This is a genomic window from Paraburkholderia translucens (assembly GCF_020881035.1).
GTDB classification, from domain to species: Bacteria; Pseudomonadota; Gammaproteobacteria; order Burkholderiales; family Burkholderiaceae; genus Paraburkholderia; species Paraburkholderia translucens.
Window position 1 is genome coordinate 1 of the sequence record NZ_JAJITC010000016.1, and the last position, 13,082, is coordinate 13,082.

13 protein-coding genes are annotated in these 13,082 nt (G+C 63.6%); 10 read left to right on the forward strand and 3 right to left on the reverse strand.

What is annotated here, in order from left to right; all coding sequences use genetic code 11:
* Nucleotides 1–306: 306 nt before the first annotated feature.
* Nucleotides 307–1,083 carry an enoyl-CoA hydratase gene (locus LJ655_RS24400; protein WP_230563785.1) on the reverse strand — a complete coding sequence of 259 codons (777 nt, stop codon included), beginning with the start codon at nucleotides 1,081–1,083 and terminating at the stop codon, nucleotides 307–309.
* 132 nt (nucleotides 1,084–1,215) lie between these two features.
* On the opposite strand from LJ655_RS24400, the gene paaN reads away from it, so the two are divergent.
* The 4 genes from paaN to paaK all read left to right on the forward strand — a co-directional run bounded on the left by paaN (nucleotide 1,216) and on the right by paaK (nucleotide 5,909).
* Nucleotides 1,216–2,916: a phenylacetic acid degradation protein PaaN gene (gene paaN, locus LJ655_RS24405; RefSeq protein WP_230563786.1), complete on the forward strand. Its 1,701-nt coding sequence runs from the start codon at nucleotides 1,216–1,218 to the stop codon at nucleotides 2,914–2,916.
* A gap of 321 nt (nucleotides 2,917–3,237) precedes the next feature.
* Nucleotides 3,238–4,029: a 2-(1,2-epoxy-1,2-dihydrophenyl)acetyl-CoA isomerase PaaG gene (paaG, locus tag LJ655_RS24410; RefSeq protein ID WP_230563787.1), complete on the forward strand. Its 792-nt coding sequence runs from the start codon at nucleotides 3,238–3,240 to the stop codon at nucleotides 4,027–4,029.
* 1 nt (nucleotide 4,030) lies between these two features.
* A complete protein-coding gene (gene paaI, locus LJ655_RS24415; protein WP_230563788.1) occupies nucleotides 4,031–4,492 on the forward strand; it encodes a hydroxyphenylacetyl-CoA thioesterase PaaI in 462 nt (153 codons plus the stop codon).
* A 112-nt stretch (nucleotides 4,493–4,604) separates the two neighbouring features.
* Complete coding sequence (gene paaK / locus LJ655_RS24420; RefSeq protein ID WP_230563789.1) at nucleotides 4,605–5,909, forward strand: phenylacetate--CoA ligase PaaK; 1,305 nt, start codon at nucleotides 4,605–4,607, stop codon at nucleotides 5,907–5,909.
* A 107-nt stretch (nucleotides 5,910–6,016) separates the two neighbouring features.
* Here paaK and mltA read toward each other — a convergent pair whose 3' ends face one another.
* Entirely contained in the window at nucleotides 6,017–7,135 is a 1,119-nt protein-coding gene (mltA, locus tag LJ655_RS24425) for a murein transglycosylase A (RefSeq protein WP_230563790.1), read from the reverse strand.
* 16 nt (nucleotides 7,136–7,151) lie between these two features.
* Between mltA and LJ655_RS24430 the strand changes: the two genes are divergently transcribed.
* Complete coding sequence (locus LJ655_RS24430; RefSeq protein WP_230563900.1) at nucleotides 7,152–7,325, forward strand: hypothetical protein; 174 nt, start codon at nucleotides 7,152–7,154, stop codon at nucleotides 7,323–7,325.
* Nucleotides 7,326–7,419: 94 nt separating this feature from the next.
* Here LJ655_RS24430 and apaG read toward each other — a convergent pair whose 3' ends face one another.
* Nucleotides 7,420–7,794 (reverse strand): Co2+/Mg2+ efflux protein ApaG, encoded by a 375-nt coding sequence (gene apaG, locus LJ655_RS24435; protein WP_230563791.1) that lies wholly within the window; start codon nucleotides 7,792–7,794, stop codon nucleotides 7,420–7,422.
* Between the two features lie 315 nt (nucleotides 7,795–8,109).
* On the opposite strand from apaG, the gene rpe reads away from it, so the two are divergent.
* The 5 genes from rpe (at nucleotide 8,110) to trpD (ending at nucleotide 13,073) form a co-directional block, all read left to right on the forward strand.
* On the forward strand, nucleotides 8,110–8,793 hold the full coding sequence (gene rpe, locus LJ655_RS24440; RefSeq protein WP_230563895.1) for a ribulose-phosphate 3-epimerase: 684 nt from the start codon (nucleotides 8,110–8,112) through the stop codon (nucleotides 8,791–8,793).
* A 12-nt stretch (nucleotides 8,794–8,805) separates the two neighbouring features.
* Nucleotides 8,806–9,522, forward strand: coding sequence for a phosphoglycolate phosphatase (locus tag LJ655_RS24445; RefSeq protein WP_230563792.1), 717 nt, complete (start codon nucleotides 8,806–8,808; stop codon nucleotides 9,520–9,522).
* Between the two features lie 375 nt (nucleotides 9,523–9,897).
* Complete coding sequence (gene trpE, locus LJ655_RS24450) at nucleotides 9,898–11,391, forward strand: anthranilate synthase component I (protein ID WP_230563793.1); 1,494 nt, start codon at nucleotides 9,898–9,900, stop codon at nucleotides 11,389–11,391.
* Nucleotides 11,392–11,404: 13 nt separating this feature from the next.
* Entirely contained in the window at nucleotides 11,405–12,022 is a 618-nt protein-coding gene (locus LJ655_RS24455; RefSeq protein ID WP_230563794.1) for an aminodeoxychorismate/anthranilate synthase component II, read from the forward strand.
* Between the two features lie 19 nt (nucleotides 12,023–12,041).
* On the forward strand, nucleotides 12,042–13,073 hold the full coding sequence (gene trpD / locus LJ655_RS24460; RefSeq protein WP_230563795.1) for an anthranilate phosphoribosyltransferase: 1,032 nt from the start codon (nucleotides 12,042–12,044) through the stop codon (nucleotides 13,071–13,073).
* The last annotated feature ends 9 nt before the right edge of the window (nucleotides 13,074–13,082 follow it).

Sequence of the window (13,082 nt, forward strand, 5' to 3'; positions counted from 1 at the left end):
TCGCGGCATCAAGCGCCCACACTTATCGGCTGTTGGTTGTTAAAGATCGGTTCGCCCACTGCGCAGCGCCTGAATCACCCGGCACCGCGTCGTTTGCGTCGCTGCGTCTGCAGCAGAGAAACGGAATTATGAACAACTTCCAGCAGGTCGTCAACAGGTTTTTATCACTCGCTTAACCCGTCCACACCGCGGAAGTCCCCGCCATCCAAGGCTTCCCGCTCCTCCGCGCCCCGGCGTCCGGAGCACGAAAGAGCGGGATTCTAGTCGGCGTCATCGGGACTTGCAAGCAATATTTTGACAAGTGTATTAACGGTGCTTGAAAACCGCTTTGCGCTTTTCCACAAACGCGGCCATGCCCTCTTTCTGGTCCTCGGTAGCGAAAAGCGAGTGGAACAAGCGGCGCTCGAAATGCACGCCCTCCGCGAGCGTCGTTTCATAGGCGCGGTTGACCGACTCCTTGATCATCATCACTGCGGGCAGCGGGAACTCCGCAATGGTCGCAGCCGCGGCGATCGCTTCGTCGAGCAGCGATGCCGCCGGGATCACGCGCGAAACCAGTCCAGCGCGCTCCGCTTCGGCGGCATCCATGAAGCGGGCAGTCAAACAAAGGTCCATCGCCTTTGCCTTTGACACCGCGCGCGGCAACCGCTGCGTTCCGCCGGCACCCGGCATGATGCCGAGCTTGATCTCCGGCTGACCGAACTTCGCAGTGTCAGCCGCGAAAATGATGTCGCACATCATCGCCAGCTCGCAGCCGCCGCCCAGCGCAAAGCCTGCCACTGCGGCAATGATCGGCTTACGGATCGAACGAACCGTTTCCCAATTGCGCGTGATGTAGTCGCCCTTGTACACGTCCATATAGGTGTAAGACGCCATCATGCCGATGTCCGCGCCGGCCGCAAACGCTTTCTCGCTACCCGTCACAACGATTGCGCCAATCGTCTCGTCGGCGTCGAACTCGCGCAGCGCGGCGCCCAGTTCGTCCATTAATGCGTCGTTCAGCGCATTCAGAGCCTTCGGACGATTCAGCGTGATCAGCCCAACCCGCCCCCGTGTCTCAACAAGAATGTTTTCGTAAGCCATTCAGCCTCCATAAGGGTTGATCGCACGCGAAAAACGCTTCGCGCTCGTTCATAGTGATGCTACCATTCACCAACCAACCGGTCGGTCAATTATTAGACAGGTCTTCCCCACGCACAGCCGAGCCTCCTTGCCATGACACATCCGCTATTCACCAAGCACGAAGACACGCTTCACAAAGCGCTCGCCGCGCTTGAAACGCGCGGCTACTGGAGCCCGTTCGTCGAGATGCCTAGTCCCAAAGTGTACGGGGAAACTGCCAATGCGGACGGCGAAGCCGCGTTCAAGGCGCTTCTCGACAAGCCGTTCGACCTGGACCAACCGTCGACTGGAGAAACCGTCGGCGCGGAAGTCTCGCCGTTTGGCTTTCCGCTCGGTGTGCGTTACCCGAAAGCCGACCCGAACGCGCTCGTCGATGCCTCCGCCGAGGCGCAACGCAGTTGGCGCGCGGCCGGCCCGCAGGCATGGATCGGCGTGAGCCTCGAAATCCTCGCGCGTCTGAATCGCGCCAGCTTCGAGATCGGCTACAGCGTCATGCACACCACCGGCCAGGCGTTCGTGATGGCCTTCCAGGCCGGCGGCCCACACGCACAAGATCGCGCACTCGAAGCAGTCGCGCACGCTTGGGACCAGTTGCGCCGCATTCCCGCCGACGCGCATTGGGAAAAGCCGCAGGGCAAGAATCCGCCGCTCGCGATGCACAAGCGCTACACCGTCGTGCCGCGCGGCATCGGTCTCGTGCTCGGCTGCTGCACATTCCCGACTTGGAACGGCTATCCGGGCCTGTTCGCCGATCTCGCCACTGGCAACACGGTTATCGTCAAGCCGCATCCGGGCGCGATCCTACCGCTCGCGCTGACCGTGCGCATCGCGCGCGACGTGTTGCGCGAAGCGGGCTTCGATCCGAACGTCGTGACGCTGTTCGCCACCGATCCGAACGACGGAGCCCTCGTCCAGCAACTCGCCCTGCGCCCCGAGATCAAGCTGATCGACTTCACGGGCAGCACTCCGAACGGCAACTGGCTAGAACGCAACGCACATCACGCGCAGGTCTACACCGAAAAGGCCGGCGTCAACCAGATCGTGATCGACTCGGCCGAAGACATTCAGGCGGTCGCGCGCAACATCGCATTCTCACTGGCGCTGTACTCGGGCCAGATGTGCACCGCGCCGCAAAACATCTATGTGCCGCGCGACGGCATTAGCACCGCTGCCGGCACGCTCAGCTTCGACGATGTCGCTCAGGCGCTTGCGGGTGCGGTGCAAAAGCTCGTCGCCGATCCGGCCCGCGCCGTCGAACTGCTCGGCGCGATCCAGAACGAAGGCGTCGTGCAACGCATCGACGAAGCCGCCAAGCTCGGCCGCGCGCTCGTCGCGAGCCAGACGCTCGAGCATCCATCCTTTCCGGGCGCTCGCGTGCGCACGCCGCTCGTATTGCAGCTGGACGCCGCGACCGATCGTGCCCGGTTCACGAGCGAATGGTTCGGGCCAATTTCGTTCGTCATCGCGACGGACTCGACCGCGCAGTCGCTCGACCTCGCAGGCGAGATTGCCGCCAAGCATGGCGCGCTGACGCTATCGGTCTATAGCACCGACAACGCGGTGCTCGACGCCGCGCACGAAGCGTCGATTCGCGGCGGCGTTGCGCTGTCGATCAACCTGACCGGCGGTGTGTTCGTCAACCAATCGGCGGCGTTCTCGGACTTTCACGGCACTGGCGCCAACCCGGCCGCCAATGCCGCGCTGACCGATGCTGCTTTCGTCGCGAACCGCTTCCGCGTCGTTCAAAGCCGCGTTCATGTTGAACCGAAAACGGCGCCGGCGGTAGCTGGCTGAAAGGCATAGGACACAACATCAGCACGAAGCACGAGTTCGTCCTATGCCTTTCGGCGGATGGACCGGGTCGTGCACTCTCACTAATATCAAACATCGGAAAAGCATCGCACGCCGATTCCACCGAGTCGGAGTTTCGATGATCACCAACTTGAACCGCGATGCGATTCGCCACCTGGTTGTCGGCGGCGGCGGGGTTTCGAACGCGACGCGCGCCGGCGGCACGTGCCGCGCCGCGTTGCCGAGCATCGCCGCATCGAGCCGTTTTGTCGCTAGTCGAGCCTGCGTACACCCATCGGCAACGAGACTCTGAGGAGACACCCCATGTCATATGAAGCGATCCGGCTGGACATCGACTCATCGAGCCACGTCGCCACCATCACGCTGAACCGCCCGGACAAGCTGAACAGCTTCACGCGCGCAATGCATCAGGAACTCGGCGCCGCGCTCGATCAGGTCGAAAAGTCCGATGCTCGCGCACTCGTGTTCACCGGCGCGGGGCGCGGCTTCTGCGCCGGGCAGGATCTCGCCGACCTCGATTTCACGCCCGGCGCCACAACCGACCTTGGCTCCGTGATCGATGAATACTTCAATCCGTTGATCCGCCGTCTGCAGGCGCTGCCGTTTCCTGTAATCGCGGCGGTCAACGGTACGGCCGCCGGCGCGGGCGCCAATCTCGCGCTGGCCTGCGACCTGGTGCTCGCGGCACGCTCGGCGAGCTTCATCGAGGCGTTCGTGAAGATCGGTCTCGTGCCGGATTCGGGCGGCACGTGGTTCCTGCCTCAACGCGTCGGCATGGCACGCGCGCTCGGTCTCGCGATCACCGGCGACAAACTCAGTGCCGAGAAAGCCGAAAGCTGGGGCTTGATCTGGCAGGTGGTCGACGACGCCGAGCTCGCTTCGGCCGCGGCGAAACTCGCGACCCAGCTTGCCCAGCAACCGACACGCGCGATCGCCGCGATCAAGCAGGCGATGCGCGCGGGAGCGACGCAAACGCTCGACCAGCAACTCGATCTCGAGCGTGATCTGCAACGCAAACTCGGCGCCTCGCACGATTACGCGGAAGGCGTGCAGGCATTTATCGAAAAGCGCGCGCCGCGCTTCGAGGGGCGTTGAGATGTCCACGCGAACTACCGGCCCCGAGCCGATGACGCCCGACGAACTCGCCCGCGCGACGGCCGCCGCAATGTATGAAAACGATGCCTGCAGTCGCGCGCACGGGCTCGATATTCTCGAAGTGCGCCCCGGCTATGCGCGGCTGCGCATGGTGGTACGCGATGACTTCCTGAACGGCCATCGAATCTGCCACGGCGGCCTGATCTTCACGCTCGCCGATTCGACCTTCGCGTTCGCCTGCAACACCTACAACATCAATACGGTCGCGGCCGGCTGCTCGATCGAGTATCTGCGGCCGGTCTACGGCGGCGACGTACTCATTGCCGAAGCGGTCGAGCAGACATTGAACGGACGCACCGGCATCTACGATATCCGCGTAACAAATCGCGCTGGAGAAACCGTCGCGATGTTTCGCGGCAAATCGGCGCAAATCAAGGGCAGCCTGATTTCCGCCGGCAACTAACAGCAAACGGCGGCCAACCGGAGCCGCCTTCACGGACAACCGTCCGCCTGGCTTTCTGGCGCCAACGCGCCGCGTGTCAGATTCAGATACTGAGGCAGCGAGGAGACATTCGATGAGCACCGCCTTTCCGCTCGATCCGATCGAGACCGCCAGCCGCGACGAGCTCGCCGCGCTCCAGCTTGAACGGCTCAAATGGTCGCTGAACCATGCGTACGAGAATTCACCGGTGTATCGGCGCAAATTCGACGAAGCCGGCATTCATCCGGGCGATGTCAAGTCGCTCGCAGACCTCGCACGTTTTCCGTTTACGACGAAAAAGGATCTGCGCGACGGCTATCCGTTCGGGATGTTCGCCGTGCCGCAGGAGCAGATTTCGCGAATCCATGCGTCGTCCGGGACGACCGGCAAGCCGACCGTCGTCGGCTATACGGCGCGCGACATAGACACGTGGGCGAACCTCGTCGCGCGTTCGATTCGCGCCGCGGGCGCGAAGCGCGGCGACAAGGTGCATGTGAGCTATGGCTACGGCCTCTTCACGGGCGGCCTCGGCGCGCACTACGGTGCCGAACGTGCGGGGCTCACCGTGATTCCGTTCGGCGGCGGCCAGACCGAAAAGCAGGTACAGCTGATCCAGGATTTCCGGCCGGACATCATCATGGTGACGCCGAGCTACATGCTGTCGATCGCCGACGAGCTCGAACGCCAGGGTATCGACCCGGCCAACTGCTCATTGCGCATCGGCATCTTCGGCGCCGAGCCGTGGACCAACGATATGCGCGCTGCCATCGAAAGACGCATGGGCATCGACGCAGTCGACATCTACGGCCTCTCCGAAGTGATGGGCCCAGGCGTCGCCTCGGAGTGCGTCGAAACCAAAGACGGCCCGACGATCTGGGAAGACCATTTTTATCCCGAGATCATCGACCCTGAAACGGGCGAGGTGCTGCCCGATGGAGAATTCGGCGAACTCGTATTCACGTCGCTGACGAAAGAAGCGCTGCCAATCATCCGCTACCGCACGCGCGATCTCACGCGCCTCCTGCCGGGCAGCGCCCGCACGATGCGGCGCATGGAAAAGATCACTGGCCGCTCGGACGACATGATGATCGTGCGCGGCGTCAACGTGTTCCCGACGCAGATCGAAGAACTGCTGCTCAAGCAGCACGCGCTCGCGCCGCACTATCAGATCGTACTGACCAGGGAAGGGCCGCTCGACGTATTGACGCTGAACGTCGAACCGTGCCCCGAAAGCGCGCCCGACACGTCCGCGCTCACCGCCGCGAAAGACGCACTGGCTTACGACATCAAGGCACTGATCGGCGTGAGCGCGGTGGTTAACGTGCTGGCGGTGAATGGAATCGAGCGCTCGGTGGGCAAGGCGCGGCGCGTGGTGGACAAGCGTCGGTCGGGGGTCTGATTTGGGCGAGGGGCTTCCGGCGAATGGCAACCGGCAAGAACGTAACAACCCAACCCAAAACGGCGTCAAACACGGATCGTGATTCGACGTGACGCCGCCTCGCCGCCTCACGAATTCGGCAACAGCAACCACATCCGGCCGCCCTGCTTCATCTTGCCGGCCAGATCTCCGGCATCGTCCCCGAGACCCCAGAAGTAGTCGGCGCGCACGCCACCTTTGATCGCTGTGCCGGTGTCCTGGGCGAATACAAGGCGGTTCATCGGCGAGTTCGTCAGCGGCCGCGTAGTCTGCAGGAACACCGCCGTGCCGAGAGGGATCGCGCTTGGGTCGACCGCGATCGAACGCTCCGGCGTCAGCGGCACGCCGAGCGCGCCGATCGGACCGTCCGCGCCGCCGCTCGGAATGCTTTCTGCCGACGGCATCTCGCGGAAAAACACGAAGCGCGGATTCGTGTCTAGCAGGTCATCAACGCGCGCCGGATTCGCGCGCGCCCACGCCTTGATGCCTTGCATCGTCGCTTGCGCGGGTGTGATTTCGCCATGATCGAGCAGCCAGCGCCCAATCGACTTGTATGGTTGATTGTTGGTACCGCCAAAGCCTACGCGCATTACGCTGCCGTCTTCCATCACGATGCGTCCGGAGCCCTGCACCTGCAGGAAGAACGCCTCGATCGGATCGTCGACCCAGACGAGTTCGTTGCCGCTGAGCGCGCCCGAGCGCTCGAGCTGCGCGCGTGGCGGCAACGGCGCCCCCGCACGATAGCCGGCGGGCCAACGGTACAACGCGGTCTGATACAGGCCGTGCCGGGTGCGCGAGCCCCGCAGCAGGGGCTCGTAGTAGCCGGTGACAAGACCGTCCAGTGTGCCGTCGCTGTTCGCGAGCTGGAACGGCGTAAAGTAGGCTTCAAAGAAAGCGCGTGCGCTGGTGACGTCGAGATCGTCAATTTGCGCGGCCGCCGCGCATGCACGCGACCAGTTCGCCTGACGCGCGAGCTTCACGCAGTTTTGCCGCAACGCGGCCGTCGCGCCGATCAGCGAGTCGTCCTGCCAGCCCGGCACCTGCTGCCACGCAACCGCGGTCAAACGCGCCGAAGCGATCTGGCCAGGAATGATCGCCGCGCCGGTCGGCGGTGAAGGCCGGATAGCTCCGCCGCCACCGCAGGACGCAAGCAACACCGCGACCGACAGTGCGCCGAACCAGGCACCGGCCCGGCGGACAAAACGCATACAATGTTCGTTCTTGATGGAAACCGCCATGTCTGATCTGTTCGACGAATACCCGATGCTCATCTTCGCGCTGGAATCGCTGCTCGCGCTCTTCCTGCTCGTCTTTATCGTCGTATGGACGTCGTCCGGAAAGAAAAAAACGGCGCGAGCCAAGTCGGCGAAAGTGTCCCAATCGCAAGAGCCACAGTGATCTTAACCGGCGCACTGCTCACCGCCCTGTTCAACCACTCGCTGCGCCACACGCCCATACAAAGTCAATAGAGACCGAGCAGCGCAGCGCCGGTTCAATGCAACGTCCGCGGCATGCGCAATACGAACTCCGGCACCGCAGCCTCGAAGCGCTCGCCATCCTCCGCCACACAGAAGTAATCGCCACGCATCGTGCCGACCGGCGTCGCGATCACTGCCCAACTCGTGTATTCGAATTGCTCGCCCGGTTTGAGCAGCGGCTGATGACCGACCACGCCTAGACCTTTGACTTCCTGCACGGTGTTCTCGCTGTCAGTGATGATCCAGTGACGCGCGATCAATTGCGCAGGCACATGGCCAGTGTTACGGATGGTCAACGTATAGGCAAAGGCATACTGGCGACGCTCCGGGTCCGATTCTTCGGGCAGATATTGCACTTGCGCCGAGACGCTGAATTCGTACTGGCTCATCCTGATTCCGGTCTGGTCAAACGGGTGTGAAAAATCGTGGAAGGCCCGAACGCCAGTGGTCTGCGGGTGCAGCGGCGATGCGGCGCTCATGGAGTGGCATTCTGCTTGATGCGCGGCATGGCCGCAACCAGACGCTCCATTCGGCCAGGAGCGTCCAGGACGTTGGGACATGACTGCTTGCCGCGCCGCTTCTCCACGCCGATTTTTTGCGTCCTTCCATCGCACGAATGCGCCACGCCAACTGCCGCCCGCGCCACGGCCGGCACGCGCAAAAACGGTAAAATGACGCTTTCCCGCTTGCAGCCGGCCCCTCTCATGACGCAATTTCGCATCGCCCCCAGCATTCTCTCCGCCGATTTCGCCCGTCTGGGCGAAGAGGTCCGCAGTGTCGTCGCCGCTGGCGCTGACTGGATCCACTTCGACGTGATGGACAACCACTACGTGCCGAACCTGACCATCGGCCCGCTCGTTTGCGAAGCGATCCGCCCGCACGTGGACGTGCCGATCGACGTGCACCTGATGGTGCGTCCCGTCGACCGCATCGTGCCGGACTTCGCGAAAGCCGGCGCGAACCTGATCAGCTTTCACCCCGAAGCCTCGGACCACATCGACCGCACGCTGTCGCTGATCCGCGACCACGGCTGCAAGGCCGGCCTCGTGTTCAATCCGGCGACGTCGCTGAACTACCTCGATCACGTGATGGACAAGGTCGACCTCGTGCTGATCATGTCGGTGAACCCGGGTTTCGGCGGCCAGTCGTTCATCCCCGAGGCGCTCAATAAGCTGCGCGAGGCGCGTAAGCGCATCGACGCCTACAACGAGCGCACCGGCCGTGACATCCATCTCGAAGTCGACGGCGGCGTGAAAGTCGACAACATCGCGGAAATCGCGGCGGCCGGCGCGGACACGTTCGTGGCCGGCTCGGCGATCTTCGGCCAGCCCGACCACAAGGTCGTGATCGACAAGATGCGCACCGCCCTGGCCACCGTTCAGCGATAAATCCAGCGCCTCATGACCGCTCCGTATCCCGCCCCGACCTTCACCGGCCCGCGCCTCGAAGCTGCGATCATCGACCTGGACGGCACGATGATCGACACCGCCGACGACTTCACGGCCAGCCTGAACGGCATGCTCGCTCAGCTCGACGCGGAGGAAACCACGCGCGAGGAAGTGGTCGGCTATGTCGGCAAGGGTTCGGAGCATCTGATCCGCAGCGTGCTCGCGCCGCGCTTCGAAGCCGAGCATGCGCAAGCGCGCTTCGACGAAGCGTTCGCCATCTATCAGGCCGAGTACGCGCAGATCAACGGTCTGCACACGCGGCTTTATCCGGACGTCGAAGCCGGTCTGCGCGCGCTGCGCGACGCGGGCTTGAAGCTCGCCTGCGTGACGAACAAGCCGCACCGCTTCGCGCTCGAGCTGCTGCGGCAGTACCGGCTGGCGCCGTATTTCAGCGTCGTGCTCGGCGGCGACAGTCTCGCCAAAAAGAAGCCGGACCCGCTGCCGATGCTGACTGCCGCCGCCCAACTCGGCGTCGAGCCGAGCGCCACGGTCGCGATCGGCGACTCGGAAAACGACGCGCTGGCGGGCCGCGCGGCCGGCATGGCGACGCTGACGGTACCCTACGGCTACAACCACGGGCAAGCTATACAAACGATAAAATCCGATGGTATAGTTGCCTCGCTGCTCGACGCCGCCAAGGCGATCGCAGCGCACCAATCCACGACTTAACAGTCCTTCATCCTCATGTTTCTGAATAAAAAACGGAGTCTGATTAGCATCGACCGGGGAGCCTGGCCCTGGCGTCGCTGGTCGCGCTAACCTCGCCCGAGGTACGCTGAAGCTCGTCTTCGGCAACCGTTTTTTACTTCGCTGCGCTCACGCGCTTTTTCCATCGTTCTGTTATTGCGCTGCTGCATCGGCTGATTGGGCGCGCGTGTACCCGCAAAGTACCGCTGCCCACCCGAACTGCTCGCACGCGCCGATGGAAGACCCGCGCCGGTCGGTATCATCGTGTCGAAACATCGACTCACGCCCTGACCGGAGGCGCCTAGCCCCGCTTTGCCCGACGCTTGCAGCCGCAAGACCACCGTACAGGATCGGAACATGACCGAACTCGAATTCCAGTCCCTCGCCAACGAGGGTTTCAACCGCATCCCGCTGATCGCCGAAGCGCTCGCCGACCTCGAAACGCCGCTGTCGCTGTACCTGAAGCTCGCGCAGACCGAGCGCAGCGGCGCGAACTCGTTCCTGCTGGAGTCGGTGGTGGGCGGCGAACGCTTCGGACGGTACTCGTTCATCGGCCTGCCGGCTCGCACCGTCGTGCGCACGCGCAATGGCGTGTCGGAAGTGTTGCGCGACGGCAAGGTCGTCGAAACGCACGACGGCGATCCGCTCGCGTTCATCCAGCAGTTCCAGGCGCGCTTCAAGGTAGCGCAACGCCCAGGGCTGCCGCGCTTCACGGGCGGTCTCGCCGGCTACTTCGGCTATGACGCGGTGCGCTACATCGAAAAGAAGCTTGCACACAGCGCGCCGAAGGACGATCTGAACCTGCCCGATATCCAGTTGCTGTTGACCGAGGAAGTCGCCGTCATCGACAACCTCGCGGGCAAGCTTTATCTGGTCGTCTACGCCGACCCGACCCAGGCCGAGGCCTACACGAAAGCGAAGCAACGTCTGCGCGAACTGCGCCAGCGGCTGCACGCCACCGTCGAGCCGCCCGTCGTGTCGGCCAGCGTACGTACCGAGATCTACCGCGAATTCGCCAAAGACGATTACCTGGCCGCCGTGCGCAAGGCGAAGGAATACATCGCCGCCGGCGAGTTGATGCAGGTGCAGGTCGGCCAGCGCCTGACCAAGCCGTACCGCGACAATCCGCTGTCGCTGTATCGCGCGCTGCGCTCGCTGAATCCGTCGCCTTATATGTATTACTACAACTTCGGCGACTTTCATGTGGTCGGCGCGTCGCCGGAGATTCTGGTGCGTCAGGAAAAGCGCGGCGAGGACCGCATCGTCACGATTCGCCCGCTCGCGGGCACGCGACCGCGCGGCAACACGCCCGAGCGCGACGCCGCACTCGCGACCGAACTGCTGAACGACCCGAAGGAAATCGCCGAGCACGTCATGCTGATCGACCTCGCGCGCAACGACGTCGGCCGCATCGCGCAGATCGGCTCGGTCGTCGTGACCGACAAGATGGTGATCGAGAAGTACTCGCACGTGCAGCACATCGTCAGCTCGGTCGAGGGCAAGCTGAAGCCCGGCATGACCAATTTCGACGTGCTGCGCGCCACCTTCCCGGCCGGCACGCTGTCGGGCGCGCCGAAGGTCCGCGCGATGGAACTGATCGACGAGCTCGAGCCGATCAAGCGTGGCCTTTATGGCGGGGCGGTCGGCTATCTGTCGTTCACCGGCGAAATGGATCTGGCCATCACGATCCGCACCGGCGTGATCGCGAACGGCAATCTGTATGTGCAGGCGGCCGCGGGCGTGGTCGCCGATTCGGTGCCGGAATCCGAATGGCAGGAGACCGAGAACAAGGCGCGCGCGGTGCTGCGCGCGGCCGAGCAGGTCCAGGACGGCCTCGACAGCGACTTCTGACCGGAGACACATCATGCTGCTCATGATCGACAACTACGATTCGTTCACCTATAACCTGGTGCAGTACTTCGGCGAACTCGGCGAAGACGTGCGCACCTACCGCAACGACGAGATCACGCTCGATGAAATCGCGAAGCTGAACCCCGAGCGCATCTGCCTGTCGCCGGGCCCGAGCAACCCGCAGCACGCGGGCATCACGCTTGACGTGCTGCGCGAATTCGCCGGCAAGACGCCGATTCTCGGCGTGTGCCTCGGCCATCAGGCGATCGGCGAAGCGTTCGGCGGCCGCGTGGTGCGCGCGCAGACCATCATGCATGGCAAGGTGAGCACGATCGAAACCGACTGCAAGGGCGTGTTCGCGGACCTGCCGAAGCATTTCACCGTGACGCGCTACCACTCGCTCGCAATCGAACGCGAATCGCTGCCCGACTGCCTCGAAATATCGGCATGGACCGAAGACGGCGAAATCATGGGCGTGCGGCACAAGGAACTCGCCGTGGAAGGCGTGCAGTTCCACCCGGAATCGATCCTGTCCGAACACGGCCACGCGCTGCTCGAAAACTTCGTCAAGCAATCGAAGCTCGCCGTCGCCGGGAAGGTCTCGAATCACGCGGCGTCCCGCAATGCCTGACCCGACGAGAGACGAGATCATGACCATTACGCCCCAGGAAGCCTTGCAGCGGACTATCGAGCACCGCGAGATTTTCCACGACGAAATGCTGCACCTGATGCGCCTCATCATGCGCGGCGAGCTTTCGCCCGTGATGTCGGCGGCGATCATCACCGGCCTGCGCGTCAAGAAAGAGACCATCGGCGAAATCACCGCGGCCGCCACGGTGATGCGAGAGTTTGCCCGGCACGTCGACGTGCCGGACAACTCGAACTTCGTCGATATCGTCGGCACCGGCGGCGACGGCGCGCACACGTTCAACATTTCCACGGCGACGATGTTCGTGTCGGCCGCGGCGGGCGCGAAGGTCGCGAAGCACGGCAATCGCGGCGTGTCGAGCAAGTCGGGCAGCGCGGACGTGCTCGAAGCGCTCGGCGTCAACATCGATCTGCAACCGGAACAGGTCGCGGCATCGATCGCGGAAACGGGCATGGGCTTCATGTTCGCGCCGAACCATCATCCGGCCATGAAAAACGTTGCGCCGGTACGCCGCGAACTCGGCGTGCGGACGATCTTCAACATTCTCGGGCCGCTCACCAATCCGGCCGGCGCGCCGAATCAGCTGATGGGCGTGTTCCACCCCGACCTCGTCGGCATTCAGGTACGCGTGATGCAGCGTCTCGGCGCGAAGCACGTGCTCGTGGTGTACGGTATGGACGGCATGGACGAAGTGTCGCTCGGCGGCGCCACGCTGGTCGGCGAGCTGCGCGACGGCGAGATCCGCGAGTACGAAATCCATCCGGAAGACTTTGGCATGCAGATGGTGTCGAATCGCACGCTCAAAGTCGCCGACGCGGGCGAGTCGAAGGTTATGCTGCTCGACGCGCTCGGCAACAAGCCCGGCGTCGCTCGGGAAATCGTCACGCTGAACGCGGGCACGGCGCTCTATTCGGCGAACGTCGCGGCCACGATCGCGGATGGCATCGAGCTCGCGCGCGAAGCGATCGCGAGCGGCAAGGCGCGCGCGAAGGTCGACGAACTGGTGCGCTTCACCCAGCAATTCAAGCAGTAGTCACGTAAC

Coding starts and splice junctions, on each gene's coding strand:
- LJ655_RS24400 (WP_230563785.1), bottom strand. CDS start 1,083: ATGGCTTACGAAAACATTCTTGTTGAGACACGGGGGCGGGTTGGGCTG.
- paaN (WP_230563786.1), top strand. CDS start 1,216: ATGACACATCCGCTATTCACCAAGCACGAAGACACGCTTCACAAAGCG.
- paaG (WP_230563787.1), top strand. CDS start 3,238: ATGTCATATGAAGCGATCCGGCTGGACATCGACTCATCGAGCCACGTC.
- paaI (WP_230563788.1), top strand. CDS start 4,031: ATGTCCACGCGAACTACCGGCCCCGAGCCGATGACGCCCGACGAACTC.
- paaK (WP_230563789.1), top strand. CDS start 4,605: ATGAGCACCGCCTTTCCGCTCGATCCGATCGAGACCGCCAGCCGCGAC.
- mltA (WP_230563790.1), bottom strand. CDS start 7,135: ATGCGTTTTGTCCGCCGGGCCGGTGCCTGGTTCGGCGCACTGTCGGTC.
- LJ655_RS24430 (WP_230563900.1), top strand. CDS start 7,152: ATGGAAACCGCCATGTCTGATCTGTTCGACGAATACCCGATGCTCATC.
- apaG (WP_230563791.1), bottom strand. CDS start 7,794: ATGAGCCAGTACGAATTCAGCGTCTCGGCGCAAGTGCAATATCTGCCC.
- rpe (WP_230563895.1), top strand. CDS start 8,110: ATGACGCAATTTCGCATCGCCCCCAGCATTCTCTCCGCCGATTTCGCC.
- LJ655_RS24445 (WP_230563792.1), top strand. CDS start 8,806: ATGACCGCTCCGTATCCCGCCCCGACCTTCACCGGCCCGCGCCTCGAA.
- trpE (WP_230563793.1), top strand. CDS start 9,898: ATGACCGAACTCGAATTCCAGTCCCTCGCCAACGAGGGTTTCAACCGC.
- LJ655_RS24455 (WP_230563794.1), top strand. CDS start 11,405: ATGCTGCTCATGATCGACAACTACGATTCGTTCACCTATAACCTGGTG.
- trpD (WP_230563795.1), top strand. CDS start 12,042: ATGACCATTACGCCCCAGGAAGCCTTGCAGCGGACTATCGAGCACCGC.